A 26,100-nucleotide genomic window follows, 5' to 3' on the forward strand; every position below is an offset into this window, starting at 1 on the left:
TTATTTCCACTCTCGTATGATTTGATACATAACGATCAAAATTGTCAAATCCGAAATTAATGAATCACAATTCGGCCGGGGGGAAACATTCATGAGCACCAGCATTTCTGAGCTGATCGCAGAAAAGATTGACGCGATGCCGGCCTCGGAACGCAGGGCAGCCCAGACATTGATCGCCAATTATCCATTGATAGGCCTGCGCACGGTGGCGGAGTTTTCCGGTCAGGCTGGCGTTTCCTCGCCGACAATCCTGCGGTTTGTCGCGCGCCTCGGTTTTCAAAGTTATCCTGAGTTTCAAAACGCATTGCAGGAAGAACTGGCGGCACAGGTACAATCACCCTGGAATCGTGCAGCCAGCATTCAGAGCCCCAAAGGCGGCGCAGCATTTCCGCTTATGGAAGCGGCAATCGAAAACATCCGCGAGACGTTTCAGCACCTTTCAGCCCAGCAACTTGATGATGTGACAAATGCCATCAGCCGAAATCGCTCACGGCTCTACCTGCTCGGCGGACGCTTCACCGATCCTATAGCCACCTATATGGCCGCCCATCTCAAGATTGTGCGCTCCGGTGTCACCCATCTTGCAGGTCAGGAAAGCCACTGGCGCGATCAGCTGATCGACATGGGCAAGAAGGATGTGCTGATTGTTTTTGATATTCGCCGCTATCAGGAAAGCCTGTTGCGTTTTGCCGAAAAAGCGCAGGCGCGCGGCGTCGAAATCGTGCTTGTCACCGATCAGTGGCTTTCACCGATTGCACGTTTCGCCCGCCATGTCATTGCAGGAAGAACCGCCGTACCCTCACCTTGGGATTCCTCGTCGGCCCTGTTCCTGATTGCGGAAACGCTGGTTGCAGAAGTTACCCGCAAGCTTGAACAGAGCGGCGCTGATCGTATCCGCGATCTCGAGCAATTGCGGGATAATTAGCGCTACGACGGACCGTCAGCGATCTCCTGTGCCTCAACCTTGATTGGTTTATACTTGAAAGTCGCGCAGATTATGCCGTGATCATTCGTGCCGGATTCCTTGTGATCATCGAAATTAAGATGATCATTATTCACCGTCATCCCGTCGAACATCCAGACCCGCCGCTTTGAGTTGTCGTAAAACTCTTCGCTCACCAGAATATGGTCAAGCGACTCCATAATGTCCCGATGAATATGGGTATAATAAACATCGCGCGTACTGCGATATTCCTGAAGGGTCTGGGCGGTATAGAGACTGACATCGCCACCGCCAAGTGAATCTCCAACCAGATAGCGCGGCTGCTCCGTCAGAATGTTTGCAGTATTGCTGTGCTGACCATCATTGATATCGCCAAGAACAATGACAGGCGTCCGGCTGCCCTTCATCTGTTCCGTCAAAAGGAAACGCAGTGCTGCGGCTTCCGCCGTCCGGCGGATAGTGGAGATTGCTGCGCCGATATTTGTGGCATGCTTCTTGTAGGTGGTTTGATCCGCTTTGAACCATGCCTCCTTGAACACCTGTGTCGGCCCCTTGGATTTGAAATGGCAGACATAGACATGAACCGGCTCATGATCCTCACGTGGCCGCACTTGAAAATGCAGAACAGGGCGGGAAAAGCTGGGGATGGAAACGCTGATTGCCGGAGTCTGCGGATCATCACCCGAGCTTTTCAGAACAAACTTTTCCGGAAAGTTTTCGATCCATTCCGGTTGTCCGGTCAATAATCCTTTGCGGACCAGAGCGGCGCATACAATGCGAGTGCCATTGGCTGTCCCCGGTACCACCAGATCATACTCAGCCGCCAGGCCGGATGCTTCAAGTGCACGCGTAATTGACGTTGGGTGCCATAGCTCTTGAAATCCAAAAATATCCGGCCTTAACAGCCGAATGGACCGGCTCGTCCATTCGATCTTCCGTTCGTATTCTTCCTGCGTCCAGCCATCCTTATCGGTGTAAATCGGCACGCCCGGTTCGTTCAGATTGTAGAGATTGAATGTACCTATGCTCAAATGTTTGAGTTTCATGATAATTCCTCGCAACCAAATGGCTTAAAAATAATATCATATCAAAAGATGCATTACGCGCGGATGACATTCAAAGTTCGCGATTGGACCGTCGAAATTTCTTCATTTGCCATTGCCGCCAACGCACATTGATATACTAATGCTGTCCCGGGACCGGAAGACCGGCAAGGCCCTCCGCCCGCAGGAATATTTCGCTTTATGCCCCTATTGAATGTGTAAGGACAAAATCATGCAGCAAGCTGACATCGGATTGATCGGCCTCGGCGTCATGGGTGCCAATCTGGCGCTCAATATCGCCGAGAATGGTTATCGCGTTGCGGTCTTCAACAGAACCGTTGCCAAGACAAATGAATTCTATGCCGAAGCAGGCAACCTGCAGGACAAGATCATCGCGTGTGAAACGCTGGAAGATCTTGCAAAAAACATTCGTGCCCCGCGTCCGATCATTCTCATGGTCAAGGCTGGCGAAGCAGTGGACGAACAGATCGCCGCTCTGAAGCCTTTCCTCGCCAAGGAAGACATCATCATCGACGCAGGCAATGCAAATTTCCACGATACGGTTCGCCGTCTCGCTGAACTCGGCGCCAATGATCCGACCTTTGTCGGCATGGGCGTTTCCGGCGGCGAAGAAGGTGCACGCCACGGCCCTTCCATCATGGTCGGCGGCACACCTGAATCCTACGCCCGCATCGAGCCTGTGCTGACTGCAATTTCCGCCAAGTATGAAGGCGAATCCTGCTCTGCCCTGCTTGGCCCTGATGGCGCTGGTCACTTCGTCAAGACCATCCATAACGGCATTGAATATGCTGACATGCAGATGATTGCTGAAGTCTATGGGGTGCTGCGTGACGGTCTTGGCCTGACATCAGAAGCCATCGGCAAAATATTCGAGAAGTGGAATACCGGCCCGCTCAATTCATACCTCGTCGAAATCACCGCGAAGGTTTTGCTCGCTACCGACAAGAAGACAGGCAAGCCCGCTGTAGACGTTATTCTAGACAGCGCCGGACAGAAAGGCACTGGCCGTTGGGCTGCGATCGAAGCCCAGATGCTGGGCATTCCGGCAACCGGTATTGAGGCAGCCGTTGCTGCTCGGTCCATTTCTTCAATGGTAAAGCAGCGTGCGGAAGCGGAGAAAGCTTATGGCAATCTTGGTACCGCCAAGCTTTCCGATAGCAGTCAGGACTTTGTTGATGCGCTGGAACAGGGTCTGCTTGCGGGCAAGATTGCTGCCTACGCGCAAGGTTTCGATGTCATGGTCGGCGCTTCGAAAGAGCGTGGCTGGGACATTCCGCTCGCCACCACTGCCCGCATCTGGCGCGCTGGCTGTATCATCCGTTCGCAGTTTCTCGACCAGATTGCAGCAGCGTTCGAAGGCAGCGAAGGCACCAATCTCCTGCTCGTACCGGCCTTCGTTGATCGGATGAAATCCGGCTCCAAATCGCTGCGCAAGGTCGTTGCGCAAGCCTCGCTTGCCGGTCTTCCAGTGCCAGCGCTCTCTGCCGCCCTAAACTATTTTGATGGTTTCCGTCAGGCACGCGGCACCGCAAACGTCATTCAGGCGCAGCGAGATTTCTTTGGCGCTCATGGCTTCAAACGCCTTGGCGAAGAGGGTGATTTCCATGGACCTTGGTCAGATGCTTAAGTAACGCGCGACTTGTGGCAATTGCGTTGCGTGGTTCGCCCTTCGACAGGTTCAGGAGGGCTCACCATGAGGAAGATGGTGGGCTGCAATAACAATCGGAAAAGTGCAGAACTTGACTCCCTGCAATCAACCAATCTTCCTCATGGTGAGCCCTCCTGAACCTGTCGAAGGGCGAACCACGCATAACATTACTGCAAGCTAGAGATAATTACGGCAATCTCGCACTGCTGGGTGGCGCAGGGTAAATGCGCCCCCAAGCCCGCCGTAGCTGCCTTGCAGAGGCGAAGCCCGTACGATCGGCCACGCCTTCCATATCCAACCTCGAATTGCTCAATATCTCACGGGCGAGCGCGATGCGCAGGCGGTTGAGATAATCGGGAATACTCATTCCCGTGTGCTCATTGAAGAGACGTGACAGGTGCCGCGGACTTGTGGCCGCGATGTCGGCCAATGACCCAAGCGTCCAGGCGTGTGCCGGGTCAGCCGCCAGCCTGTCCTGAACCCGGTGGATTGCCGGGTGAATATGATTGCGCCCGTCGAGCCATGGCGACCATTGTGGATCAGTCCCGCTGCGACGCAGATAAACCACGAGATATCTGGCAACTGCCACGGCGCAGGCGGGTCCGGCAATCTGCCCAACAAGATGCAACATCAGGTCGATGCCCGCCGTAATACCGGCGCTTGAATAGCGATTTCCATCCTCAACATAGAGCCGGTTATCGAAAACCCGCGCTGTTGGTACAAGTTCACGCAATTCATCGACGGAACTGAAATGAGTCGTGCAGGCGTGGCCATCAAGCAGGCCGGCACGACCAGCCAGTAAAGCACCAGAGCATATGGAGACCAATTTTTGCGTATCTGCAAAATGGCTTCGCAACCATTCGACAATCTCGCTATCACCCTGCCCTTGCCTCTCTGCATCGACAGTAGCAGGCGTGTCCAGCAACGTTGTCGTATCGCCAGCAAGCACAATCATGGCGCCCGCCGAAACCCGGTTTGGCAATGGCTCAATGCCGCTGATCGTCAGGCCGATAGACGTAGTAACATTTGCCAGCGGCCCGACGTAACGCACTTTGAACCGCACAGAATCCTGCTCGAAATTCGCCTTGCGCAGCACCTCCACCGGCCCCGCAATATCGAGCAGCAGCGCCCTTGCGGGCACCACCACCAAAACATCGATATTTTTTGGTTCGGCTATGCTCATGCGGCCATCGCGCGTTCAACTCCACTCAAAGCTTCGTCAACTGTCACGATCTTCGCAAAGCGACCGGCCAGAACCAGCTCTGTGCGGGCTTTGATTTCTTCTGCGCTGAAAGTGCGTCCTTCGGCATTTGTCATGGCAAAGGTCAGTGTCGCTTCGGAGACATAATCCACATCATAACCCAAATCCGATGCATGACGGGTCGTCGTCTCGCAGCACTGTTCAGTACGAATGCCCGCTATCAGCACTTTGCGGATATTGTTCTGGTTCAGCCAGACCTCAAGCCCGCTACCCACCAGCGCACTGTGACGCGCTTTGTGAAAAACCACATCAGCGCTCAGCGAAACTGGCGCGAGTGGTTTGACAAAGCCGGAATCCAGAGCAAACGGACCATCGCCATCAACATGGAAGATTTGAACGACGGGCAAGCCTTTGGCCTTTGCACCATCGATCAGCCGCTGGACATTGGCAATGAAGGGCTGAGCCTCCGCTTCGTTCCAGTAACTACGCTGGCGAAATGATTCCTGCACGTCAATGACAATAAGGGCGGTATCTGCGGACATTTTTAGCTTCTCCTGTCTGTTGATCCTATAAGATTAGCTCCAGTTTTGACAGGCTGATACGCATGGAACAGACGAAAAGCGGACAAAAAAAGCCAATAGCTAAATGGAACGGTATCGTCTCCATATGGTAGACAGTTCATCAAACGGTCGGGGCTTCTTTTCATTGGATCAGCCCCCATATGTCGGGCAGTAACATTACCAGTGAGGTCCGGACGAAACATGCCCGGGCGGAAAGGCCATCCATGCCAGCCGACAGCTATCAGAATCGCACTCATCTTGCCGCACAGCCGGGACAAGCCTTGCTGTTCGTCTTTCACGGCACAGGCGGTGATGAAAACCAGTTTTTTGATTTCGGACGGCAATTGCTGCCAGAGACGGGTATTGTCTCGCCCCGGGGTGACGTGTCCGAACATGGCGCATCCCGCTTCTTCCGCCGTACCGGCGAAGGCGTCTATGACATGGAAGACCTTGCCACCCGCACCGATGCCATGGCCGATTTCATTCGTGCCCGCAAGATTGAGGCACGGCCATCCAAGGTCATTGGCCTTGGCTATTCCAATGGCGCAAACATATTGGCGTCAGTCATGTTGAAGCATCCGGGATTGTTCAATGAGGCTGTGCTGATGCACCCGCTCATTCCCTGGCAGCCAGCACCCCAGCCCGGGCTTGCCGGTAAACACGTGCTGATCACTGCCGGGCAGCACGATCCGATCTGCCCGCCATCATTGACACAGGATTTCGCTGACTACCTGATATCGCAGGGTGTCCAGACCGAACTTGTCTGGCACCCGGGCGGCCACGAAATTCAACAGAATGAAATCGCCGCGATTCAGCGGTTTGTTCGACCCTAAAGAAGGAAGATCGTAGCATGACACTCGTGCGTGGTTCGCCCTTCGACTAGCTCAGGACGGCTCACCATGAGGAACGTTAATTGACTGCAGGGAGCTCGGTTTTCCACGCTGGTGACCGTCATTGCAGCGCACCAACTTTCCTCATGGTGAGCCCCGTCGAACCACGCACAAGTTTATTGCAAATGACGGAACCTGGATTATCCCCACAAAGGGGAGATAGAGCCCCTACCGCGAAAACCGCAGTGAAACCGGCAATATCCGGATAGCTGAGGCGCGTTTGCCCTTGGCTGTAAGCACGCCGTGTGCACCGTCGAGATGTCCGGCCTTCAATTCCAGCGCCAGAAAACGATGCCGTTCGACAGGACCCGGCATGGCAAGGTTTCTGGTCTTTGAACCATCGAACCCAAACCGCTCGTAATATTCAGGATCGCCAACAAGGATTATGGCTCCGTGGCCCAGACGTGCGGCTTCTGCAGTCGCATGCTGCATCAATGCAGCGCCAATGCCACGGCCCTTGAGCGTTGGTTCAACCGCCAGCGGTCCGAGCAACAAGGCGCGCACGGGCATGCCCGATGAATCATGCCCGGCCTGAATATCCCAAAGGCGGACAGTACCCAGCACGGTACCATCAGGACCGCGAGCAACAAAGGCAAGCCCTTCGGATGGCAAGCGGCCGCGACGAAGCTTTTCCGAAGATTTGCGGCGGCGGCCCTCGCCCATCGAACGATCAAGCAGCGCTTCGCGAGCCTGCTCGTCCTGCGCGGTTTCGTTGCGGATAGTGAAAGCCTGCAGTCCGTCTGGATGCAGATTTTGTTCGATATATTCTACTGCGCTCATTGTCTTGACCAATCAATCATAAGGGTGTGTCGACACGCCATGCGTGGATGAGAGACCTTTTGAGAATTCAGCCTGATGAGGTAGCTGGTGCGGTTTTCGAGAACCGGAGCGCAGTGGACTTTTGTGTCCATGAGCACCGGAAGCGGAGAAAATCACATCAGATGCCCATCAGGGTGAACTTATCAGAGGTCTCTTAAATTACGTATGATCGGAGTGGTTCAAACCCATTGAAAGCAACGGCAGAGTAGGTCGTGGTGTAGGCACCGGTCCCCTCAATCAGCACCTCGTCGCCGATGGTCAGCGATACGGGCAGTGGATAGGGGTTCTTTTCGTACATCACATCGGCGCTGTCGCAGGTAGGACCGGCAAGAACGCAAGGCTCTGACGCATCGCCATCACGCGGTGTGGTGATCTGATAACGGATAGCTTCGTCCATTGTTTCAGCGAGACCACCGAACTTACCAATGTCGAGATAGACCCAGCGCACATTGTCGTTGTCCGCCTTCTTGGACACGAGAACGACCTCGGCCTTGATGACACCGGCATTGCCAACCATGCCGCGGCCTGGCTCGATAATTGTCTCTGGCAGGCGATTGCCGAAATGCTTGCTCAACGCCTGGAAAATAGCCTGACCATAGGCCTGTGCGGTTGGCACATCCTTGAGATAACGGGTCGGGAAACCACCGCCCATATTGACCATCTTCAGCGTGATGCCTTCTTTGGCAAGCGCTTCAAAAACCTGCTTTGCGTCGCCCAGTGCGCGATCCCATGCAGCAAGGTCTGTCTGCTGTGAACCTACGTGGAAAGAAACACCATAGCTGTCGAGGCCGAGTTGCTGGGCAGCGCGCAGCACATCAACCGCCATGGCAGGCACACAACCGAACTTGCGTGAAAGCGGCCATTCGGCGCCAGCGCCATCGGTAAGGACACGGCAGAACACGCGGGAGCCGGGAGCAGCGCGCGCTACCTTTTCAACTTCCTCGACGCAATCGACAGCAAACAGGCGAATGCCAAGCTCGAAGGCGCGTGCGATATCGCGCTCTTTCTTGATGGTGTTGCCAAAGGAGATGCGATCGGCAGTCGCGCCGGCATCAAGCGCCATTTCGACTTCGGCAACCGATGCCGTGTCAAAATTGGAGCCGAGCGAAGCGAGCAGGCGCAGGATTTCCGGCGCCGGGTTTGCCTTTACCGCATAAAAAATCTTCGACTCTGGCAATGCCATTTCGAAATTGTGGAAATTTTCGCGCACGACATCGAGATCGAGCACCATGCAGGGGCCGTTCGGGCGTCGGGTATTGATGAAGTCGATAATGCGCTGCGTAGCCATGTTATGCTCCAATTCCATAGCGGCTGGTATGGCCGCTCAGCAAATGGCAATTTCCCGGGACGCGCCCGTCGAAATTGCTGAGGACAAAGTGCATGAATCCATCCCCCGCGAAGCCAGCCTTTGGAGATGCTGAAAACACGGACAAGTTCATGCGGCGGTGGACCTGCGCCAATCGGGGCGTTGATCCGCTTTGTCTGCCTTGGTTTGGATGTTCCCATCCGCACTACCGGCAATGAAGGTGTGCCTCTTCAGTAATTCTCAGCTTTTGGACAGCCGAAAGAGACCGACTAGGCCCGCACCGTCGTTGCTTCAGATGTCCTCAGCTTTGGCAGTTGGCTGCTAAGCTGACTGGAGGGGTTAGTTCCAGGTACCATACCGTTTCCTCACCATAATGAAGATCGGCGGACACCCATGGGCACGTGCGACTTTGGGCAAGGGCGATATAAGGTGAAATATGTGTCCAATCAATGACAAATATCGATTGTGACAAAGTTTTTTATTCATTGAACAAACATAGAAAAATCACGTAGAATCCTTGAACGATGAGCACAATTAATCCTCTAAACGCCCTTTTGGATTTACCTTCCGTTAACCTTTTATCCGGCGATGGCCCGTTGAAGGGCGAGACTTTGGCGGTCAAGGACATATTCGATGTCGCCGGATTGCCCACAGGGTGCGGAAATCGGCAAAAACAAGGCGAATCACCTGTAGCGAACGAGACTGCCTCTGCCGTCCAACACTTGCTTGATGCTGGTGCAAAATTCATCGGCAAGACACAGACTGATGAACTTGCCTTCTCACTCATAGGCCAGAATGCGCATTATCCTTATCCGGTAAATCCGGCATCACCGGATCGCGTAACCGGCGGTTCCTCCTCCGGCTCCGCCTCTGCGGTTGCGGGCGGAATTGCCAGCATTGCTACGGGAACCGATACGGGTGGTTCGATTCGTGCGCCAGCCAGCTTCTGCGGACTGATCGGCCTGCGCACCAGCCATGGCCGTATTCCGCTTGACGGTACGATGCCGCTCGCTCCATCGTTGGACACATTTGGCTGGTTTGCCCGCGACATCGACCTTTATGAAAAGGTCGGCAACATACTGCTTGGTGCGGATGCCAGCGAGTTCAAATTGAAGCGCCCGCTTTTCATCCCCCTACTGGAACATCTTCTGGTTGGCGAGGCTGAGGACGCCGCATACAGGCAGATGTACAAACTCGTCTCCAACAATCTTGGCCATGCCCGCTCTGCACGCCAATCGACTGCATCAATGGACGATCTCTATCTTTGCTTCCGGCAAATTCAGGGTTTCGAGGCTTGGGCAACGCATGGCGCATGGCTATCGGAAAAAGATCGCGGACTTGGGCCGGGTGTCAAAGAGCGTTTCGAGTATGCAGCGGCCATTGATCTAGAAACCTATCAGGTTCAGACGAAGCGCCGCACCCTCTTCACCAGTGAGATTGCCGATCTCTTGCAGGACGATGGCGTTCTGGTCATGCCGACAGTACCCGGCGCAGCACCGCTTGCAGCAACGCCCTTTGACGAAATCCAGACCTATCGCGAACAGGCGCTGCATTTGCTGATGCTTTCCGGCCTCTCCGGCGTCCCCCAGATCACCCTGCCGCTGGGGCAGGTTCATGGTGCGCCCTTTGGCATTTCACTGCTGGGGCCAAAGGGAAGCGATATGGCATTGATACGTCTGGGTAGAACTATTCTCCAATCGGGCAAGACACCTTGATGGATACACTCACCCGCATGCGCGCCTATATAGATGTCGTGGAGGCGGAAGGGTTTTCGGCCGCCGCCCGCAAGATCGGACGTTCCAAGGCACTGCTTTCCAAATATGTTCGTGAGCTGGAAGACGAGTTGGGTGCCCTGCTGCTCAATCGCACTACCCGGCAGTTTTCGCTGACTGAAGCGGGTCACACCTATTACCAGCGGGCCAGTGAAATTCTTCGAGATGTCGAAAACCTCAAGGAAACAGTTCGCGACTCGAGCAGCGACATCAAGGGACGGATCAAGATTTCCGCGCCGCGCACATTTGCCGACGCTGAAATTGGCCAATGTCTCATCGATTTTTGCGCAGACCAACCGGATATTACGCTGGATGTGCGGCTGGATGACCGCTTTGTCGATCTTGTCGAAGAGGGCTTCGATCTGGCCATCCGCATTACCCGCATGCAGGATTCTTCATTGATCGCCAAACGGATTGCCCCTTTCCGGGTTGCAGTCTGCGCTTCGCCCGATCTGATCAGGCAGACCGGTGCCCCCAAACGGCCTGAGCAGCTGGGCACTTTGCCCTGCATCGTTGATACCAATAACCGCTCGCGCAACTCGTGGCAGTTTCACAACCAAAGCGGCCCGGCAATATCCGTGCAGGTGTCAGGTCCGATGGAAATAAACAGCCCCCTCGCCGCGCGTCGCGCCGCCCTTTCGGGTTTGGGATTTGTCATGCTGCCGGATTTCATCGCCGCACCGGATATTGAAAGCGGCAGGCTGGTTTCAGTCCTGGAAGAGTTTGCCATGCGCGATGCCGGTATTTATGCGGTTTACCCGCACCGGCGTTACCTGCCAGCCAAGGTTCGCGTGCTTGTCGATTACCTCGCCAAATGGTTCAAGGATAATCGCAAGGCCTGAGCAGGCACGTTAATGTTATATCGTCCCAATTTCGCCAAGTTCGGGATGTCCTGTGCACCAACTACAAAGGTCGATTCATGCAAAAGAAATTCGCGGTCTTCATGGCAATACTGGCTTTGGGCACGACCCTTGCCACGCCTGCCTATGTCCATCCGCATGTTTTCGCTGAAGCACGGCTCGACATAACAATCAAACCCGATGGAACCGTGGAAAAACTCGGCCATGTCTGGCGGTTCGACGATATTTTTTCGAGCACTGTTCTGGTCGAGTTCGACAAGAATGGTGATCTGAAGCTCAACGAGGCAGAATTGGCGGCGCTTGCTGAAACCATCAACGCCTCAATTTCCGAGTTCGATTATTTTCAGTCGGTCCAGCTCAATGACAAGAAGATTGTCATGGCAGCACCCAAACACCTGATCGCGGATTTTCAGAACAATCAGTTGCTGATCATTTTCGAGAGTTCACCCAAGCACCCGCTCAAGCTCGGCACCAAAACCAGCTTCGGTGTCTATGATCCAACCTTTTACACCGCCATTGATTACGTCAATGATTCGGATGTGCATGTGATGGGGTTGCCACCTGCCTGCAAACAGAAGGTTGTGCGACCGAATCCGGATGAGGCCATTGCGCAAAATCAGGGCACGCTGACCGACGCTTTTTTCAATGATCCCACCGGCACCGATATGACCAAGATTTTTGCCACTCGGCTCGAAATAGAATGCCCCTCCCAAGGGTAAAGGATAAATGATGCGGAAATTGATCTGGCCTTGGGCGCTCATTGCGCTCGCGCTTCTCAGCGGACATGCACTGGCGCAAACTTCATCGCTAGGCATCGGCATGAATGAAGTGTCGATGAAGCCGGTCGGTCCCTTTGCCGACATCATTCTCTGGATCAATACCCAGCAGCGCAGCTTTTATCTGGCGATGACCGGCGCCCTGCGAGCCATGCGCGAAGACCCTTGGCAAGCCTCGATCCTCATAGGCCTCTCTTTTCTCTACGGCATAATCCACGCTGCCGGTCCCGGCCATGGCAAGGCCGTCATTTCATCCTACATGCTCGCCAATGAAACCACACTCCGGCGCGGTGTCCTGCTTTCCTTTGCTTCGTCAATGCTTCAGGCCATCTCCGCTATTTTCATCATCGGCCTGACCTTTCTTGTTTTGCGCGGCACCGCGGTCTCCATGGACGATGCGACGCACGTCATGGAAGTGGCAAGTTTCGCGCTGATTGTCGTTTTTGGCCTGTCGCTGCTCTGGCGCAAAGTCCCGCGCCTGTTTGCTGCAAAAGTAGCGCATGCCCATGCGGGACATGAACATCATCACCATGATCATGGGCATCACGGTCACGACCATCACCATCATTCGCATGATCACGGCCATTCGCACGCGGCCGGGCAAGTCTGCGAGACATGCGGCCATAGCCATGCTCCCGATCCAGCCATGATCTCCGGCGATTTCAATTGGAAGACAGCTTGGGCGGCTATCATCGCCGTTGGCTTGCGGCCATGTTCCGGGGCGCTCGCTGTCCTTACATTCTCATTGTTGAACGGACTGGTGCTTGGCGGCGTTTTTTCAGTTTTCGCCATGGCCTTCGGCACGTTCATTACCGTCACGATTCTCGCAACGCTGGCTGTCACAGCCAAGAACGCCGCCTTGCGCATTTCCGGTGGTACTGCGCTGTCGGCCCGGGTTCAGAATATCATCGAAATCGGTGGCGCACTGTTCATTGTATTCATCGGCGGAGTACTTTTATACGGCGCGCTGATTTACTGATTTTTGTTGCGGCGCTGGCTCCGGGCCCGCAACCAGAACACGATGAAAAAGCCGATCACGAAGATGACCGCGAATATACCGGCGGCCAGCGGAGACTTGTCCCCTATCGCCAGCATCATATTGGGCATGAGATAGGCGGTAAATCCAAAGCCAAGCATGATACAGGCGGCTGCTATCGCCGCATTACGGGTTTTTGGATCCATAAGATTTCCGCCTGTGTTCAACGCAATTGCTGGCGTTGTAGCCGTATCTGCTTGCAAAGCAAGTATTCAGGCGAACAGCAATCCGTGATGCAAGGCAAATACCTGCTAATTGACAATGCCGACGGACCGGATTATTCCGCAAACTATAGCTGCCATATGGGTTAGCTGTCGTAGGCGTTACCGTCATCCAACGCGTCCTTTTCGAGAGGATCCCAGCAGGGAGGTCTCGATGTAAGAGGCGCTATGGTATGACACTGTTCTTTCCGTTTTCAATCATTGGGAACCTTGCCGGTTTTAACAATGCTTCCAGCAATGGGTGTGTTGTCGGCAAGTCGCGAAATATTGATTCGGAAAACAGCGTTGCCCCATCGGCGTTTGCGCAATCTGCGCTGCCATCGGCCCGAGGCCGAACACAAAGGAGCAACAAATCATGCAAATGACTGGCAATACAATTCTCATTACGGGCGGAACCAGCGGTATCGGACGGGCATTCGCCGAAGCGTTTCACGACCGGGGCAACCAAGTTATCATCACGGGAAGGCGCTTGTCCCTGCTCAATGAGATTACTGCGGAGCGTCCCGGTTTGGTAGCAATGCCGCTCGACCTCGACGATCCGGACTCTTTGACCAAAGTTGCAAACAATGTTCGCGCACTTTTCCCCGAACTCAACATGCTTTTCGCCAATGCCGGTATCTCGCGACCAGAGGATTTGACTGCTGAAAGCTGGGATATGTCCGCCGCACGATCTATCATGGAAACCAACATCATGGGTGTATTGCGCACAACAGCGGCCTTTCTGCCACTGCTGAAAAATCGGCCTAATGCAACGATAATGGCCACCAGCTCAAATCTTGCTTTCATTCCCCGGGCGGATTTTCCGTCCTATTGCGCCAGCAAGGCATTCCTGCATTCGTGGCTTCAGTCCCTGCGCCATCAGTTGCGCAATATCCCGGTTGAAGTGCTGGAGTTGTCCCCTCCCTATGTGCAGACGGAACTTACCGGCGCTCATCAGGCCTCCGACCCTCGCGCCATACCTGTCAGTGCATATGTGGCGGAAGTCATGCATCTGCTGGAAACGGGAAATCATCCTCGGGGGGAAGTCCTTGTCGAACGTGACCGGACGAGACGCTCCGCAGAACGGGAGGGCCGCTATGAAGAGGTCTTCGCTGCAATAAACCCATCCTGAAACTGATCGTCCACGGCTTCCTGATTGAGGCCGTGGACTACATTTCGAAGCGGATCAAGCAGTTGCTTCTCTGAACTCTTCCAGCCGCTTGATCTGTTGTCCGTTGGCGTCAAAATTTTCCGGGGAAAGCCATGCCTGATAGGCGGCCTTCAATGCAGGCCATTCCGCATCCGTCACAGAATACCATGCAGTGTCGCGGTTTTGGCCCTTCTGCACCATATGCTGGCGGAAAATGCCCTCAAATGTAAAACCGAAACGTTCCGCAGCGCGTTTGGAAGGCTCATTGCTATTGTTGCACTTCCACTCATAGCGCCGGTAGCCAAGCACGTCGAAAGCATATTCCATGAACAGGTACTGCGCTTCGGTGGCTGCTGCCTTGCGTGCAATCAATGGACCCCAATAGATATTCCCTATTTCGATACTGCCGTGCGCAGGGTCTATCCGCATCAGTGCCTGCCGACCGGCAATCTTGCCGCTGGCCTTATCGATAACCGTATAAAACAAAGGGTCCTTGCTGGCCTCGACCTTTTCCAGCCAAGGCGTCATGGCCTCGCGGGTCGCGGGAGAATCCTCGAAAAGATAGCGGAAACGGCTGTCCGCATCGGCCACGGTCGAGGCTTCATACAGTCCATCGCCATGCTTTGCGGCATTGATGGGCTCAAGACGAACATAGCGTCCTTCAAGCGGCTCGATGGCGGGAAGTGGTCGTGGTGTCCAGTCTTTCAGATCAGTCATCTAAATCAGGCCCATTTTTAGCAATGCACGTTTGACTTGTTACGATAGTCCCCGCACAAAGCAGAAGTTGAAAATTGTATGTGAGACAAGAAAATGCTGCGTACTATTTCGGGCTTCGACCGTATTGGCGAAGAAAATGCCTTTGCCGTTCTTGCCCGCGCCACCGCCCTCAGCGCTCAGGGTAAGGATATCATCAATCTTGGTATCGGCCAGCCGGACTTCAAAACGCCGGCCCATATTGTCGAAGCAGCCATCAAGGCGCTGAAAGACGGGCATCACGGCTATACGCCTGCCAATGGCTTGCTGGCGGCCCGCGAGGCGGTAGCTCGGCGAACGCTGACCACAACCGGTGTCGAAGTATCGCCTGAAAACATCATGATTGTCCCGGGTGGCAAGGTGACGATGTTTGCCGCAATCATGATTTTCGGCGAGCCCGGCGCGGAGATCCTCTACCCTGATCCCGGGTTCCCGATCTATCGTTCAATGATCGAGTTTACCGGCGCAACACCCATTCCGGTTCCGATCCGTGAGGAAAACGGTTTTGCTTTTTCTGCTGAGGAAACCCTTTCCCTGATCACGCCAAATACGCGGCTGCTGATCCTTAACTCCCCAGCCAACCCAACCGGCGGTGTGACACCAAAGCAGGAAATCGAAAAACTGGTAAAGGGTCTGGAAGCCCATCCTCATGTCGCCATCATGTCTGACGAGATTTACGATGTCATGACCTATGATGGCGAAGAGCATTGCTCACTGCTTTCATTCCCGGAAATCCGCGACCGCTTGATTGTCCTGAACGGCTGGTCGAAGACTTGGGCGATGACAGGCTGGCGCATGGGCTGGTCCATCTGGCCTGATCAACTCTATGACAAGGTACGCAAGCTTGCGGTCAATTGCTGGTCATGCGTGAATGCACCAAGCCAATTTGCCGGTATAGCCGCAATTGATGGCCCGCAAGATGACGTCGAGAAGATGTGTAAGGCATTCGACAATCGCCGCAAGATTGTCGTCGATGGCCTCAACAGTCTGCCGGGGATCAGCTGTGCCACGCCCAAAGGCGCTTTTTATGCTTTCCCCAACATCAAGAAGACCGGCTGGCCTGCCAAAAAGCTGGCAGCCGCCTTGTTGGATGATGCAGGCGTAGCTTTGATTGGCGGTCCGGATTTCGGCATTCTCGGAGAGGGCTACATCCGCCTCTCCTATGCCAATTCGGAAGAGAACATTATTCGGGCCATTGAGCGGATCGAGAAATTCCTGGCAAAATGATCATGGTGGAATGGCCGCAGTATTGCCGCGGCCTCCCTTCCCTCACATGGGCGGCATCTTCTCGAATTTCTGCAACGATGAACCCATTTTGTCCCAGTCATGGCCACGCATCGTGTAGGTAACCACCTGGGGATTGAATTGGTCCGGATCATCCAGACTCCCTGCGGCAATGGCAATCAGTTCCGGCATTGCAGCGAATGTCAGATAGACCGGCGTGCCACAAGTCGGGCAAAAGGCGTGGATTTTTTCATTGCCGCTGTCACCCGCTACCCGCCATGTACTAGCCTCGCCTGTTATTTTTACATTGGCCCGCTCGGGAAAGGTCAGATAGGAACCGTGCCCGGTGCCGCTGCGTCTCTGGCAATCCCGGCATTGGCAGTGGTTTTCGAAAATAGGGGCACTGCCTGTTTCATAACGGATCGCACCACAGGCACATCCACCGATAAAATGTTTGCTCATCTCTCTCTCCCGGATAAAGCGGTTCAGTCTTTTTCTTCAGCAATATCGGCAATGTTCTGCACGACCTCCGTCCAACCTTTGCTCATGCTATTGAAGGCACTGTCGTTCTTCGGCAGGATAAAGCCGGAGTGGATAAGGCGCAGGCGGGTGCCGTTTTCCGTCTTCGAGACCAGAAAGGTGACAACGGTATCCAGCCGCGATCCATATCCTGCATTGCTCTCATGACCGCCTTTCCAGGAATAGGCGAAACGTTCATACGGCTTCACCTCAAGCACCTGACAATGAATGGTGCCATCCCACTCGCCAGCGGGTTTGGTTTTATAGGTGAACCGGTTGCCCACGACAGGTTCGAAACCAGTTGGAACCATTAACCAGCGGCCCATCAAATTAGCGTTGGTAAGGGTTTGCCAGATTATCTCCGGTGAGTGCGGGTAAACCCTGTCGACAATGATATTTTGTGTATCGGGCTTCAATCCGTCGCTGTTCATGGGTCAATTTCCTCCAGCAATGTACCGAGATTAGCAAAGCGCTCCTGCCAAAACACACCATAATGGCTCATCCAGTCGAACAGGGGCTCAAGCCCCCCGGGTTGGGCGCGGTAATAAACCTTTCGCCCTTCGGGACGTTCAATAACGAGACCCGCCTGCTTAAGCGCCTTCAGGTGTTGGGAAACGGCACCTTGTGTCACGCTGCTGCCTCGCGTCAATTCGACAACGGTAATCTCCTCGGACATGACGACCCGCTCGAACATGGCTCGACGTGTGGGATCCGCAAGGGCGCGCATAACGGCGTTTATAGGTGCTGCTTCAATCATGAAGAACAATTAGCATCCACTAATTGATTAGTCAATACTAATGATTTTAGACAGCATTAAACAAGCGCCGCCCAACGGAAAGGTTAGACTGACGCGTCCTCTTCAACGATGAGTTTTACTGAGTTGATGTCGAAGTCCAGCATTCGCACGTTCACGCCGCACTCGGGGTATTCACCTCGCGGCAGCCAAGCCATCACGCAGCCGCAATTGCTACAGCGGTGATATTCTAGGTACTTGCGGCCCCAGATATAAACTTCTGTCGGCCCGGTAAGGGAAACATCTTTTACGGGATAATAGGCCCAAAGACCGGCATAGCGGCGGCAAATCGTGCAGTGGCATTCGGTTACGTCTGCTGGAGGACGCGTTACCGTGATCTTGACTGCGCCGCAGTGGCAACTTCCGTGAACTTCCCGCACCATACTGCTGCTCCTTGTCAGCAAGCGGACCGGCACTGAAGGCCGGCACGCTCACTGCAAATTGACAGGCTTAGGCGGGCGTACCGGTCTTTGCCTGACTGACAGTGGCCTCGATATGATCGATAAGGCTATCAGGCAGCTTAAGGCGTCCTGCCAAGAGGTCAAGATAGCCACGTTCGCCGCGAGTCTTCGGGTCAATGGCGAGGCGGGAAGCTGTATAAAGCTCGACCTTCTGCTCATCGGTAACAGCAGCGGCGACCAGCGCATCCACATCAACAGGCGCGCTCAGTTCGGCATTCAGGAATTCCTGGGTGTCGCTGTTCATGCCGGAAAGCGAAAGCTTTTCAAGGATACGGGCGCGCTCTGCATCATCCACCATTCCATCGGAACGGGCAGCGGCAATCATTGCACGCACCAGTACGAGGGCAAACTCATGCTCGCCCTGCGGCGCGGTCTGCGGATCGAAACCGGAATCGCTTGGCGGCGGCAGCAATTCGCCGTTTGCCGGAGCTTGCGCTGTTTCCGCAGGAGCTTTGCCCGATTGGTAATTCTGGTAAGCCTTGTAGGCCAGCCCTGCAACCGCAGCCAGACCACCAAGTTTCAGCGCGCCACCGGCAACTTCACGGCCAGTCCCGGTGCCCAGCAGAATGGCTGCCAATGCGCCTGCTGCAAGAGGATTGTCCTTGGCCATTTGCGTCGCCTTTCCGGCTGTATCGCGGACCGAGGTTCCTACGCCGGGAATATTACTTCCCAGGAAATCGTTCAAAATCTTCTTCGGATCGAGCATGCATATCTCCCTGTTGGTCGCATGAATTCGCTGGTCCTTAGTTAGGAACAGCTTCATGGCATTGCAATGACAAGAGAGATTTTGAGGGTTCCAATCGGGCTTTGCGCGGTTCGCCCTTCGACAAGCTCTGGAGCTCACCACGAGGACGATAGCGACTGCCGGGAGTCAATATCTGCAACGGATGATGTCGATTATCTCCCCCCTTGTGGGGGAGAAAGTGATTTCAGCATCTTAGCCCTTGCTAAGTGCTAGAAATCACCAGAGAGGGGAAGGTGGATAGATGTTACAAGTAATCCCCTCTCTTGGATTTTCTAGGATTTAGCGAAGAGGCTAAATCCAAGAAAACCCTTTCTCTCCCACAAGGGGAGAGATAATCGGCATCACCTGTTGCAACCAACCAACTTCTGTAATGGATGGCAGCTTAAGAACCGATATGTTCTTTCAAACCCCGCTCTCGCGCCAGGCGCACCTGCTTTTGCCTCTCGGCAAAGCGCGCGCGGTCTTCCTCGGTACGTTCATGATAACAGTTCGGACAGGAAATCCCTTCGGCAAACAGCGGTGACAGCTTGTCTTCCGGCGCAATGGGGTTGCGACAAGCGTGGCAGAGTTCCGCCTCGCCTTCGATCAATCCATGACCGACGGAAACACGCTCGTCAAAGACAAAGCACTCGCCTTCCCAGCGGCTTTCCTCGGCTGGCACATCTTCCAGATATTTAAGGATGCCGCCCTTTAGATGAAAAACATCATCAAAGCCGAGCCCCTTGACGAAAGCCGTCGCTTTTTCACAACGAATGCCGCCGGTGCAGAACATGGCAATTTTCTTGCCTTCAAGTTCCTCGCGGTGATTTTCTACCCACTGCGGAAACTCGCGGAATGTCTTCGTTTGCGGGTCGAGCGCGCCGGTAAACGTCCCTATCGCGGTCTCGTAATCATTGCGCGTATCGATGATCACCGTATCCGGGTCGGAAATCAGCGCGTTCCAGTCCTGTGCGGGCACATAGGTTCCAACGCTTTGCAGCGGGTCGATGTCCTCGACCCCCATCGTCACGATTTCCTTTTTCAAACGCACTTTCATGCGCTTGAACGGCATTTCGCTGGCGTGGGAATATTTCAGTTCCATCCCGGCGATTGCAGGCTCAGCTTCGAGAAAATCAACAAGCTGCTTTATGGCCGCAGCTGTTCCCGCAACAGTGCCATTGATGCCTTCCGCCGCCAGAAGCAGAGTGCCCTTGATGCCTTGACTACAGCAAAGCTTCGCCAGTGGCTCCTGCAGCGACCGGTAATGTTCCAGCCGGGCAAAGCGGTAAAGCGCAGCCACCGTAAAGGGCAGATTGGATGAATGATCTGTCATGATGGCATTCAACTACTGTGCCACAACGTCAATTTCAAGATATTTGCGAAGTCTCGCATTTCTTGCATCCTTCCGGGTTGAATCATTGGACAAAACGCGTCAGCGGCACTAAATCGATTAGACCCCAAGCCAGACGGAGAATGTCATGACCCAGAAGACCGATTTATTGCTACCTGTCCTCAAGGGCCAGCCGGTTATTCCGGTCCTTCTCATACAGAATGCTGCCGATGCAGTGCCACTGGCGCGTGCACTGGCAAAAGGCGGTCTTCCAGCCATCGAGATCACATTACGTACCGCTGCCGCGCTTGATGCCATCCGCGCCGTTGCCAATGAAGTGCCCGAAGCAATTGTCGGCGCAGGCACAATTCTCAATGCACGCCAATATGAAGAGGCGGCCAATGCCGGATCGCGCTTCATCGTTAGCCCCGGCGCGACGCCGCAACTGCTTGACGCTGCCCGCTCCAGCAAGGTGCCACTGCTACCCGGCGCGATTACGCCTGCCGAAATCATGGCTTTGCGCGAAGAGGGCTATACAATGCTGAAATTCTTCCCCGCAGAACAGGCTGGCGGCGCAGCATTCCTGAAGTCGCTTTCATCGCCTCTCGCCGGAACGCTATTCTGCCCAACCGGCGGTGTCAGCGTTGCCAATGCCAAGACCTATTTATCGTTGCCAAATGTTGTCTGCGTCGGCGGATCATGGGTCGCACCGGAAAATCTGGTGAAAGAAGGCAAGTGGGACGAAATCACCCAGTTGGCCGCCGAAGCGGTCAAACTAGCTGCCTGAAAATATCCGGCCTCTTAACAAAAACGGCGGCTCTTCATCAGAGCCGCCGTTTTCATATTGAAGTTATTCGTCTTTACGAACCGTGGCTTGGATTGAACTTTGCAATCTGCATGAAGGTCACAGCCTTGCCAGTAAACTTGTTGGCGTTTGCAACCGGCATGTTCTGCTGGAACCCGGCAACATAAACCGTGGTCGGAGCCATGCGCATGGTCTCGTTGCGCAGAACAGCTGGCGTAACGGCCGGAGCTGTTTCAGCAACCTGTTCGTTCGAGAGCGCACGTTCCGGCACATCGGACGATACCTGCGTTGCCTTCGGCGCTTCATGTGCCTGACGGCGTGGCTTGGATGCCTTGGCCGTGGTCACCACACCGCTGTCGAGCATGGCAACAGGATCGCCGCCCTTGGCTTCAAGCATGGTCTTGCGCAATGAGGGCTGCGGAGCGGCAGAAGCGACCTGCGCAACGCCATTTCCGGCAGTCTTCTTCACGCGGCCGCCTGTTGTCGCAGGAACGGTCGGCAATTCAGGAGATGGATCGGATGCCGATACAACAGTGCTGTGCTCAGGATCAGACTGTTTGATGATTGCTTCCAGATCATCATCAGGAACAGGAATCACATCCTGCTCAGCTGCAGCCTGAACCGAAGCTGGAATATTTGCCGGACGCTGTGTCGGAACAATCGACGCAACCATCATGTCATTCTGCTTGGGTGCCGTGCGCGGCTTTTCAAACGGCACGGGCACGAGTGCATTGACCATCTGCGGCTGGCCCGCATCGGTCTGCTCCGGCTCCGGTGCCGGATTGGCAGCAATCATCTGTGCGATCGCCGCAGCGCTGTCCTGTGGACGCGTTGCAGGCAAGGCTGCCACTACGGTTGAATTGTCTGCGGCAAGCGCATTGAGCGTTGAAGGCTCAGGCGTTGCTGCGGCAGGCGCATAATCCGGACGGCGCAATGGTACGGGGACCGCAAAAGCCAGTGCCTGATTGTCTTCCGGTGTCAGTTCAACTGGCGCTTCAGGACGTGGCGCAGCCACCGGTGCAGGTGCATTGCTTGTTGGCAATGCTACGCCTGGCAAATTACCGGCGGTTGCTGCTGGTGCTGGTCCGGAATCCTCATCGGATTCAGCTGCAGCAGGTTGCTGACGCGTGGTCCCGCGAGCTGGGGCGGGAGCCGAAGCAACCGCCACTGAGCTTTCGCCGGAATCCTCTTCCTCGTCTGCACCACCGCCAAACAGCACGCCAAACAAGGTCTTGCCACCGCGGCGCGAAGAACTGGAACTTGCAACCTGAATGGAACCGCCGCTGCGCTTGCGGGATTCGTAAGCCGCTACGGCCTGCTCATAACCTGGCAATGGCTTGCCGTCGGTTGGAATATGCATGGTCTTGCCATCGGGGAACACGGCCAGCAGCTCGCTGCGGCTCATGCGGGGCCAATGACGGACATTGCCAACGTCGGTATGGATGAAAGGCGAACCCGAGCGCGGATAATAGCCAACACCGCCAGCTTCAAACTTGAGCGCTGCATTGCGCAGGGTCGCAAGCTTCACGCCCGGCAGGTACCAGTCCATTGCCTTGCCAAGCATGTGCTGACTGGTCTTGGCCACACCGCGGGTACGCGAACGCAGCATTGAATTGGTTGTAGGAGAACGATAGGCGGAAACTACATTGATATAATCCCGGCCGCCGACTTTCTGATAAGTTGACCAGACCAGATCGAAGAGACGCGGGTCCATCTTCGTTGGTTCATTGCGGCGCCAGTCGCGCAGAAACTTGTTCAGCTTGTTCAGGCCATCCTGCTGATAACGTCCATTCTTCTTGAACGTGATTTCCGCACGTTCTTTCGTATGGATGAAATAAAGCTTGAGAGTTCTTGTCTCGGCTTGAGCCTGAGCGGATACAAAAAGCATCGACGCGAAGACCATGAGGAACGCCAACCAACCGGCACGCATGCTAAATCCTGCCGTCAATTTACCGCCCTGTGCATGAATCATGTTTGACAATGTCGTCCCAACCTTGATCGTTTCCTCAAGTCCCCGAATAGCTGGATTATCCAATTTAATGGTTAATGGTCACTTATTGAACAACAAATACGTTGAGAGCATGGCAAAAACCTGAATGAAATCCACTGTTATCTGGCATGGTCAACAGGTGGTTAACGACATGAATAAGGCGTTTTGACGAAGGAATCCACCCCAGACACGTCTAAATATCGCCTCCAAGCGGCCAAAATGTCTTTTAACTATTTAATTGGCCTTTGTCAGCAGATCTGCTTCGCTAACGTCAAATCGTTGCACAGCTGCTTCTTTGCTCTAAGTTTATTGTTCCGATTTCGACCGGTCTGATTCGACCGCAAACCCCTTCGCCAGCCAATTTGTGGTGCAAAAATGAGTTTTGAAATGAACAGATATGTAATCTGGCAAGCCGCTGCTTTTGCAGCAAAATCCGGCAGTAACAATGCGAAGGATGATAATGCGGCGCTCGGCGTTCTGCCGGAATGGAATCTGGCAGATCTTTATCCATCCACTGACAGCAGTGAGTTGAAGGCAGACCTGGCGAAAGCAGGCGAGCGTGCAATTGCATTTGAGGAACGCTGGAAAGGTACTCTTTCTGTCGAGGTGGCAAAGCCGAAAGGCGGCCACTTTGCCGATTCCATCAAGGAATATGAGGGCCTTGACGATCTGATGGGTAAAATCGGCTCCTATGCCGGGCTCGTTTACGCCAGTGATACGTCCAATCCGAAACATGCCAAGCTCTATGGTGACATCCAGCAAAAGCTGACAGATGCCAGCACGCATCTCATTTTCTATGGCCTCGAACTCAACCGCATTGATGATGCGCTTATCGAGAAGGCAATGAATGACAATCCAGCTATCGGTCACTATCGGCCATGGCTGGTTGATCTGCGCAAGGACAAGCCATTTCAGCTCGATGACAAGCTTGAACAACTCTTCCACGAAAAATCCATCACAGGCCGTGGTGCCTGGAACAGACTTTTCGACGAAACCATGACTTCCTTGCGGTTTGAGGTGAATGGCGAAGAATTGGCCATAGAACCGACACTCAATCTTCTGCAGGATTCAAATGGGGAAGTGCGCAAGGCTGCTTCCGATGCGCTGGCCAAGACTTTCAAGGAAAACCTGCGAACCTTCACCCTCATCACCAATACTTTGGCCAAGGACAAGGAAATTTCCGACCGCTGGCGCGGCTTCGAAGATATTGCCGACAGCCGTCATTTGGCCAATCGTGTTGAACGTGAAGTCGTTGATGCTTTGGCCGAAGCTGTGCAGGCCGCCTATCCGCGCCTGTCGCATCGCTATTACAAGTTGAAAGCCAAATGGCTTGGCCTCGACTATCTCAATAGCTGGGACCGCAATGCGCCCTTGCCGGAAACACCGCAAGCCGTCATCCCGTGGACAGAAGCGCGCGAAACTGTGCTTTCTGCCTATGATGGGTTTGCGCCCGAGATGGCAGAGATTGCCAAGCGCTTTTTTGATCGCAACTGGATTGATGCACCGACTCGTCCCGGCAAGTCGCCCGGTGCTTTCGCTCATCCTACAGTGCCTTCGGCGCACCCCTATGTGCTACTCAATTACATGGGCAAACCGCGCGATGTGATGACCCTCGCCCACGAACTTGGCCATGGCGTGCATCAGGTACTGGCCGCAGATCAGGGCGCGCTTATGGCGTCTACGCCCCTCACCCTTGCAGAAACCGCCTCGGTTTTTGGCGAAATGCTTACATTCCGCTCGCTACTGGAAAAGACTAAAGACAAGCGGGAACGCAAGGCAATGCTCGCGCAAAAAGCGGAAGACATGATCAACACTGTTGTGCGGCAGATTGCATTCTATCAGTTTGAGCGCCGCGTCCACACCGAACGCGCCAATGGCGAGCTGACATCAGACCGTATCGGCGAAATCTGGCTGGACATTCAGAAGGAAAGTCTCGGTGATGCGGTGCGTTTCGGCGCAGGCTACGAAACCTTCTGGACCTATATACCGCATTTCATCCACTCGCCATTCTATGTCTACGCCTATGCTTTTGGTGATTGTCTGGTGAACTCGCTCTACGCTGTCTATCAGAATGCGGAGTCCGGTTTTCAGCAGAAATATTTTGACATGCTGAAGGCAGGTGGCACGAAGCATCATTCTGAGCTGCTTGCTCCATTTGGCCTCGACGCAACCGACCCTGCTTTCTGGCAGAAGGGCCTGTCTGTCATTGAGGGTATTATCGATGAGCTGGAGGCAATGGATCAGGTATAAATGGCCACAATGCCTGCCTATACGCCCTATGATGGATCAGCGCAGCCCTTTACGATTGGGCTGCATCAGCTCGATCTGAAAGACTGGATCGAGATAGACGAGAATCTCCTCGCCTATCTCGACGAGAAAAAGCGCCTCTTTGGCCTGCATGCGGATCGAATTTTCGTCGAGGAAAAGGATACACGAGAAGCGCAAGCTGAAGTGCTTGGTCTGCTCTGCGCTCATCTGGTCGAGCATTATCCGGATATTTATGCACGATCCGGCAACTCCATTGCCATTACCGGTTGGCCCGAGCCGGTGGAGCTGAATTTCGGGCAAACAGCGCCTCTTCTGCGTGCGGCACAGCTGGTGCAGGAAGATTTGATCCTGATGCGGAAAGATGGAAAACGCGGCTGGCATCTTGCCGCCGCGTCCCTGTCCTTCCCCTCATCCTGGACGCTGCTGGAAAAGTTCGGCCGCTCTATGGATGATATTCATGCACCGGTGCCAGATTTTAATGCAGGCACACGTAATGCAGGTCTGATAACCCGCATGTTCGATAATCTGCGTCCGGATCGATCCGTTTACCGCATGAACTGGTCATTGCAGCCGGATGGGGAATTCTATCATCCGCTCGCCAGTCACCACAAAGGCGCGCTTTATTCCGATGATGATCTGGCGAGCCAATGCTACATGCGCGTTGAGCGTCAGACATTGCGAAAGCTTCCCGTTTCAGGAGATATTCTTTTCACGATCCGTATTTATCTCGATCCGGTAAATGCACTCAAGAAACATCCTGATTGCCGCGCCGTTGCAAAAGCTTTTTGCCGCCAGCTCGAAGCGCTTAGTCCTGCACAATTAAATTATAAAGGTATTATGACAATCCGTGAACGCCTGATTGACACGCTCGGCAGCCTCTAAGCCTGTTTTAATTAACATTAGATCGAAAATTCATCTGAAAGCAGCCAAGGGTTGTTTGCTCTTCCCCATCACTATGCTCTATGGTTGCTTTTGAAGCGGTACATCAACCCGCTGCCCTCAATGATG

26 protein-coding genes are annotated in these 26,100 nt (G+C 54.3%); 12 read left to right on the forward strand and 14 right to left on the reverse strand.

All coding sequences use genetic code 11. The features are described 5' to 3' along the window. Positions 1-91 precede the first annotated feature (91 nt). Complete coding sequence (locus tag PMI41_RS10670; RefSeq protein WP_008124584.1) at positions 92-925, forward strand: MurR/RpiR family transcriptional regulator; 834 nt, start codon at positions 92-94, stop codon at positions 923-925. Positions 926-927: 2 nt separating this feature from the next. Here the strand turns inward: PMI41_RS10670 and PMI41_RS10675 are convergent, their stop codons facing one another. Beyond that, entirely contained in the window at positions 928-1,989 is a 1,062-nt protein-coding gene (locus tag PMI41_RS10675) for an endonuclease/exonuclease/phosphatase family protein (protein WP_008124586.1), read from the reverse strand. Between the two features lie 229 nt (positions 1,990-2,218). Between PMI41_RS10675 and gndA the strand changes: the two genes are divergently transcribed. Then, positions 2,219-3,634: an NADP-dependent phosphogluconate dehydrogenase gene (gene gndA / locus PMI41_RS10680; protein WP_008124588.1), complete on the forward strand. Its 1,416-nt coding sequence runs from the start codon at positions 2,219-2,221 to the stop codon at positions 3,632-3,634. Between the two features lie 208 nt (positions 3,635-3,842). On the opposite strand, the gene PMI41_RS10685 is transcribed toward gndA, so the two are convergent. Beyond that, on the reverse strand, positions 3,843-4,838 hold the full coding sequence (locus tag PMI41_RS10685) for a helix-turn-helix domain-containing protein (protein WP_008124591.1): 996 nt from the start codon (positions 4,836-4,838) through the stop codon (positions 3,843-3,845). Next, on the reverse strand, positions 4,835-5,398 hold the full coding sequence (locus PMI41_RS10690) for an isochorismatase family protein (RefSeq protein ID WP_008124592.1): 564 nt from the start codon (positions 5,396-5,398) through the stop codon (positions 4,835-4,837). The genes PMI41_RS10685 and PMI41_RS10690 overlap by 4 nt, the downstream gene beginning before the upstream one ends. Positions 5,399-5,640: 242 nt before the next feature. Here PMI41_RS10690 and PMI41_RS10695 point away from each other — a divergent pair, with 242 nt between their 5' ends. Further along, positions 5,641-6,249: an alpha/beta hydrolase gene (locus PMI41_RS10695; RefSeq protein ID WP_008124593.1), complete on the forward strand. Its 609-nt coding sequence runs from the start codon at positions 5,641-5,643 to the stop codon at positions 6,247-6,249. Positions 6,250-6,474: 225 nt separating this feature from the next. On the opposite strand, the gene PMI41_RS10700 is transcribed toward PMI41_RS10695, so the two are convergent. Then, entirely contained in the window at positions 6,475-7,086 is a 612-nt protein-coding gene (locus PMI41_RS10700) for an N-acetyltransferase (RefSeq protein WP_008124594.1), read from the reverse strand. Between the two features lie 193 nt (positions 7,087-7,279). Then, positions 7,280-8,413, reverse strand: a complete 1,134-nt coding sequence (gene odc2, locus PMI41_RS10705; protein ID WP_008124596.1) for an ornithine/lysine decarboxylase — start codon at positions 8,411-8,413, stop codon at positions 7,280-7,282. A 542-nt stretch (positions 8,414-8,955) separates the two neighbouring features. On the opposite strand from odc2, the gene PMI41_RS10710 reads away from it, so the two are divergent. From PMI41_RS10710 to PMI41_RS10725, 4 genes are all read left to right on the forward strand, one after another. Next, a complete protein-coding gene (locus tag PMI41_RS10710; protein WP_008124598.1) occupies positions 8,956-10,146 on the forward strand; it encodes an amidase in 1,191 nt (396 codons plus the stop codon). Continuing rightward, positions 10,146-11,045: a LysR family transcriptional regulator gene (locus PMI41_RS10715; protein ID WP_008124601.1), complete on the forward strand. Its 900-nt coding sequence runs from the start codon at positions 10,146-10,148 to the stop codon at positions 11,043-11,045. The genes PMI41_RS10710 and PMI41_RS10715 overlap by 1 nt, the downstream gene beginning before the upstream one ends. A 101-nt stretch (positions 11,046-11,146) precedes the next feature. Further along, positions 11,147-11,782 (forward strand): DUF1007 family protein, encoded by a 636-nt coding sequence (locus PMI41_RS10720; RefSeq protein ID WP_244423930.1) that lies wholly within the window; start codon positions 11,147-11,149, stop codon positions 11,780-11,782. 7 nt (positions 11,783-11,789) lie between these two features. Next, entirely contained in the window at positions 11,790-12,818 is a 1,029-nt protein-coding gene (locus PMI41_RS10725; protein ID WP_040854247.1) for a nickel/cobalt transporter, read from the forward strand. On the opposite strand, the gene PMI41_RS10730 is transcribed toward PMI41_RS10725, so the two are convergent. Beyond that, positions 12,812-13,021, reverse strand: a complete 210-nt coding sequence (locus tag PMI41_RS10730) for a hypothetical protein (RefSeq protein ID WP_008124606.1) — start codon at positions 13,019-13,021, stop codon at positions 12,812-12,814. The genes PMI41_RS10725 and PMI41_RS10730 overlap by 7 nt on opposite strands. A 430-nt stretch (positions 13,022-13,451) precedes the next feature. Between PMI41_RS10730 and PMI41_RS10740 the strand changes: the two genes are divergently transcribed. Then, positions 13,452-14,207, forward strand: coding sequence for an SDR family NAD(P)-dependent oxidoreductase (locus tag PMI41_RS10740; RefSeq protein ID WP_008124608.1), 756 nt, complete (start codon positions 13,452-13,454; stop codon positions 14,205-14,207). A 54-nt stretch (positions 14,208-14,261) separates the two neighbouring features. Here the strand turns inward: PMI41_RS10740 and PMI41_RS10745 are convergent, their stop codons facing one another. Further along, positions 14,262-14,942, reverse strand: coding sequence for a GNAT family protein (locus PMI41_RS10745; RefSeq protein ID WP_008124610.1), 681 nt, complete (start codon positions 14,940-14,942; stop codon positions 14,262-14,264). Between the two features lie 93 nt (positions 14,943-15,035). Here PMI41_RS10745 and PMI41_RS10750 point away from each other — a divergent pair, with 93 nt between their 5' ends. Continuing rightward, the gene (locus tag PMI41_RS10750; RefSeq protein WP_008124612.1) at positions 15,036-16,205 is read left to right on the forward strand and encodes a pyridoxal phosphate-dependent aminotransferase; all 1,170 of its coding nucleotides are present in this window, start codon (positions 15,036-15,038) and stop codon (positions 16,203-16,205) included. A 42-nt stretch (positions 16,206-16,247) separates the two neighbouring features. Here the strand turns inward: PMI41_RS10750 and PMI41_RS10755 are convergent, their stop codons facing one another. The 6 genes from PMI41_RS10755 to PMI41_RS10775 all read right to left on the reverse strand — a co-directional run bounded on the left by PMI41_RS10755 (position 16,248) and on the right by PMI41_RS10775 (position 20,032). Continuing rightward, positions 16,248-16,664, reverse strand: coding sequence for a GFA family protein (locus tag PMI41_RS10755; protein WP_008124614.1), 417 nt, complete (start codon positions 16,662-16,664; stop codon positions 16,248-16,250). A gap of 23 nt (positions 16,665-16,687) precedes the next feature. Further along, positions 16,688-17,152 carry an SRPBCC domain-containing protein gene (locus PMI41_RS10760; RefSeq protein ID WP_008124615.1) on the reverse strand — a complete coding sequence of 155 codons (465 nt, stop codon included), beginning with the start codon at positions 17,150-17,152 and terminating at the stop codon, positions 16,688-16,690. Then, positions 17,149-17,478: a metalloregulator ArsR/SmtB family transcription factor gene (locus PMI41_RS10765; protein ID WP_008124617.1), complete on the reverse strand. Its 330-nt coding sequence runs from the start codon at positions 17,476-17,478 to the stop codon at positions 17,149-17,151. The genes PMI41_RS10760 and PMI41_RS10765 overlap by 4 nt, the downstream gene beginning before the upstream one ends. 83 nt (positions 17,479-17,561) lie before the next feature. After that, complete coding sequence (locus tag PMI41_RS24630; RefSeq protein ID WP_008124619.1) at positions 17,562-17,897, reverse strand: GFA family protein; 336 nt, start codon at positions 17,895-17,897, stop codon at positions 17,562-17,564. A gap of 67 nt (positions 17,898-17,964) precedes the next feature. Continuing rightward, the gene (locus PMI41_RS10770) at positions 17,965-18,681 is read right to left on the reverse strand and encodes a tellurite resistance TerB family protein (protein ID WP_008124620.1); all 717 of its coding nucleotides are present in this window, start codon (positions 18,679-18,681) and stop codon (positions 17,965-17,967) included. Between the two features lie 421 nt (positions 18,682-19,102). After that, the gene (locus tag PMI41_RS10775) at positions 19,103-20,032 is read right to left on the reverse strand and encodes a rhodanese-related sulfurtransferase (protein WP_008124622.1); all 930 of its coding nucleotides are present in this window, start codon (positions 20,030-20,032) and stop codon (positions 19,103-19,105) included. Between the two features lie 145 nt (positions 20,033-20,177). Here PMI41_RS10775 and PMI41_RS10780 point away from each other — a divergent pair, with 145 nt between their 5' ends. After that, a complete protein-coding gene (locus tag PMI41_RS10780; RefSeq protein ID WP_008124624.1) occupies positions 20,178-20,816 on the forward strand; it encodes a 2-dehydro-3-deoxy-phosphogluconate aldolase in 639 nt (212 codons plus the stop codon). A 73-nt stretch (positions 20,817-20,889) separates the two neighbouring features. Here the strand turns inward: PMI41_RS10780 and PMI41_RS10785 are convergent, their stop codons facing one another. Then, on the reverse strand, positions 20,890-22,764 hold the full coding sequence (locus tag PMI41_RS10785; RefSeq protein WP_008124627.1) for a DUF882 domain-containing protein: 1,875 nt from the start codon (positions 22,762-22,764) through the stop codon (positions 20,890-20,892). 447 nt (positions 22,765-23,211) lie between these two features. On the opposite strand from PMI41_RS10785, the gene PMI41_RS10790 reads away from it, so the two are divergent. Then, on the forward strand, positions 23,212-25,074 hold the full coding sequence (locus PMI41_RS10790; RefSeq protein WP_008124628.1) for a M3 family oligoendopeptidase: 1,863 nt from the start codon (positions 23,212-23,214) through the stop codon (positions 25,072-25,074). Next, complete coding sequence (locus PMI41_RS10795) at positions 25,075-25,974, forward strand: DUF3445 domain-containing protein (RefSeq protein WP_008124630.1); 900 nt, start codon at positions 25,075-25,077, stop codon at positions 25,972-25,974. The last annotated feature ends 126 nt before the right edge of the window (positions 25,975-26,100 follow it).

This window comes from Phyllobacterium sp. YR531 (assembly GCF_000282595.1).
Classification (GTDB): Bacteria; Pseudomonadota; Alphaproteobacteria; order Rhizobiales; family Rhizobiaceae; genus Phyllobacterium.

Bases quoted from the DNA above. Each gene is read 5' to 3' on its own strand.
- PMI41_RS10685 (WP_008124591.1), bottom strand. From the start codon at position 4,838: ATGAGCATAGCCGAACCAAAAAATATCGATGTTTTGGTGGTGGTGCCC.
- PMI41_RS10750 (WP_008124612.1), top strand. From the start codon at position 15,036: ATGCTGCGTACTATTTCGGGCTTCGACCGTATTGGCGAAGAAAATGCC.
- odc2 (WP_008124596.1), bottom strand. From the start codon at position 8,413: ATGGCTACGCAGCGCATTATCGACTTCATCAATACCCGACGCCCGAAC.
- PMI41_RS10700 (WP_008124594.1), bottom strand. From the start codon at position 7,086: ATGAGCGCAGTAGAATATATCGAACAAAATCTGCATCCAGACGGACTG.
- PMI41_RS10755 (WP_008124614.1), bottom strand. From the start codon at position 16,664: ATGAGCAAACATTTTATCGGTGGATGTGCCTGTGGTGCGATCCGTTAT.
- PMI41_RS10790 (WP_008124628.1), top strand. From the start codon at position 23,212: ATGAACAGATATGTAATCTGGCAAGCCGCTGCTTTTGCAGCAAAATCC.
- PMI41_RS10690 (WP_008124592.1), bottom strand. From the start codon at position 5,398: ATGTCCGCAGATACCGCCCTTATTGTCATTGACGTGCAGGAATCATTT.
- PMI41_RS10775 (WP_008124622.1), bottom strand. From the start codon at position 20,032: ATGACAGATCATTCATCCAATCTGCCCTTTACGGTGGCTGCGCTTTAC.
- PMI41_RS10785 (WP_008124627.1), bottom strand. From the start codon at position 22,764: ATGCGTGCCGGTTGGTTGGCGTTCCTCATGGTCTTCGCGTCGATGCTT.
- PMI41_RS10780 (WP_008124624.1), top strand. From the start codon at position 20,178: ATGACCCAGAAGACCGATTTATTGCTACCTGTCCTCAAGGGCCAGCCG.
- PMI41_RS10740 (WP_008124608.1), top strand. From the start codon at position 13,452: ATGCAAATGACTGGCAATACAATTCTCATTACGGGCGGAACCAGCGGT.
- PMI41_RS10770 (WP_008124620.1), bottom strand. From the start codon at position 18,681: ATGCTCGATCCGAAGAAGATTTTGAACGATTTCCTGGGAAGTAATATT.
- PMI41_RS10715 (WP_008124601.1), top strand. From the start codon at position 10,146: ATGGATACACTCACCCGCATGCGCGCCTATATAGATGTCGTGGAGGCG.
- PMI41_RS10725 (WP_040854247.1), top strand. From the start codon at position 11,790: ATGATGCGGAAATTGATCTGGCCTTGGGCGCTCATTGCGCTCGCGCTT.
- PMI41_RS10765 (WP_008124617.1), bottom strand. From the start codon at position 17,478: ATGATTGAAGCAGCACCTATAAACGCCGTTATGCGCGCCCTTGCGGAT.
- PMI41_RS10760 (WP_008124615.1), bottom strand. From the start codon at position 17,152: ATGAACAGCGACGGATTGAAGCCCGATACACAAAATATCATTGTCGAC.
- PMI41_RS10710 (WP_008124598.1), top strand. From the start codon at position 8,956: ATGAGCACAATTAATCCTCTAAACGCCCTTTTGGATTTACCTTCCGTT.
- gndA (WP_008124588.1), top strand. From the start codon at position 2,219: ATGCAGCAAGCTGACATCGGATTGATCGGCCTCGGCGTCATGGGTGCC.
- PMI41_RS10720 (WP_244423930.1), top strand. From the start codon at position 11,147: ATGGCAATACTGGCTTTGGGCACGACCCTTGCCACGCCTGCCTATGTC.
- PMI41_RS24630 (WP_008124619.1), bottom strand. From the start codon at position 17,897: ATGGTGCGGGAAGTTCACGGAAGTTGCCACTGCGGCGCAGTCAAGATC.
- PMI41_RS10670 (WP_008124584.1), top strand. From the start codon at position 92: ATGAGCACCAGCATTTCTGAGCTGATCGCAGAAAAGATTGACGCGATG.
- PMI41_RS10675 (WP_008124586.1), bottom strand. From the start codon at position 1,989: ATGAAACTCAAACATTTGAGCATAGGTACATTCAATCTCTACAATCTG.
- PMI41_RS10695 (WP_008124593.1), top strand. From the start codon at position 5,641: ATGCCAGCCGACAGCTATCAGAATCGCACTCATCTTGCCGCACAGCCG.
- PMI41_RS10795 (WP_008124630.1), top strand. From the start codon at position 25,075: ATGGCCACAATGCCTGCCTATACGCCCTATGATGGATCAGCGCAGCCC.
- PMI41_RS10730 (WP_008124606.1), bottom strand. From the start codon at position 13,021: ATGGATCCAAAAACCCGTAATGCGGCGATAGCAGCCGCCTGTATCATG.
- PMI41_RS10745 (WP_008124610.1), bottom strand. From the start codon at position 14,942: ATGACTGATCTGAAAGACTGGACACCACGACCACTTCCCGCCATCGAG.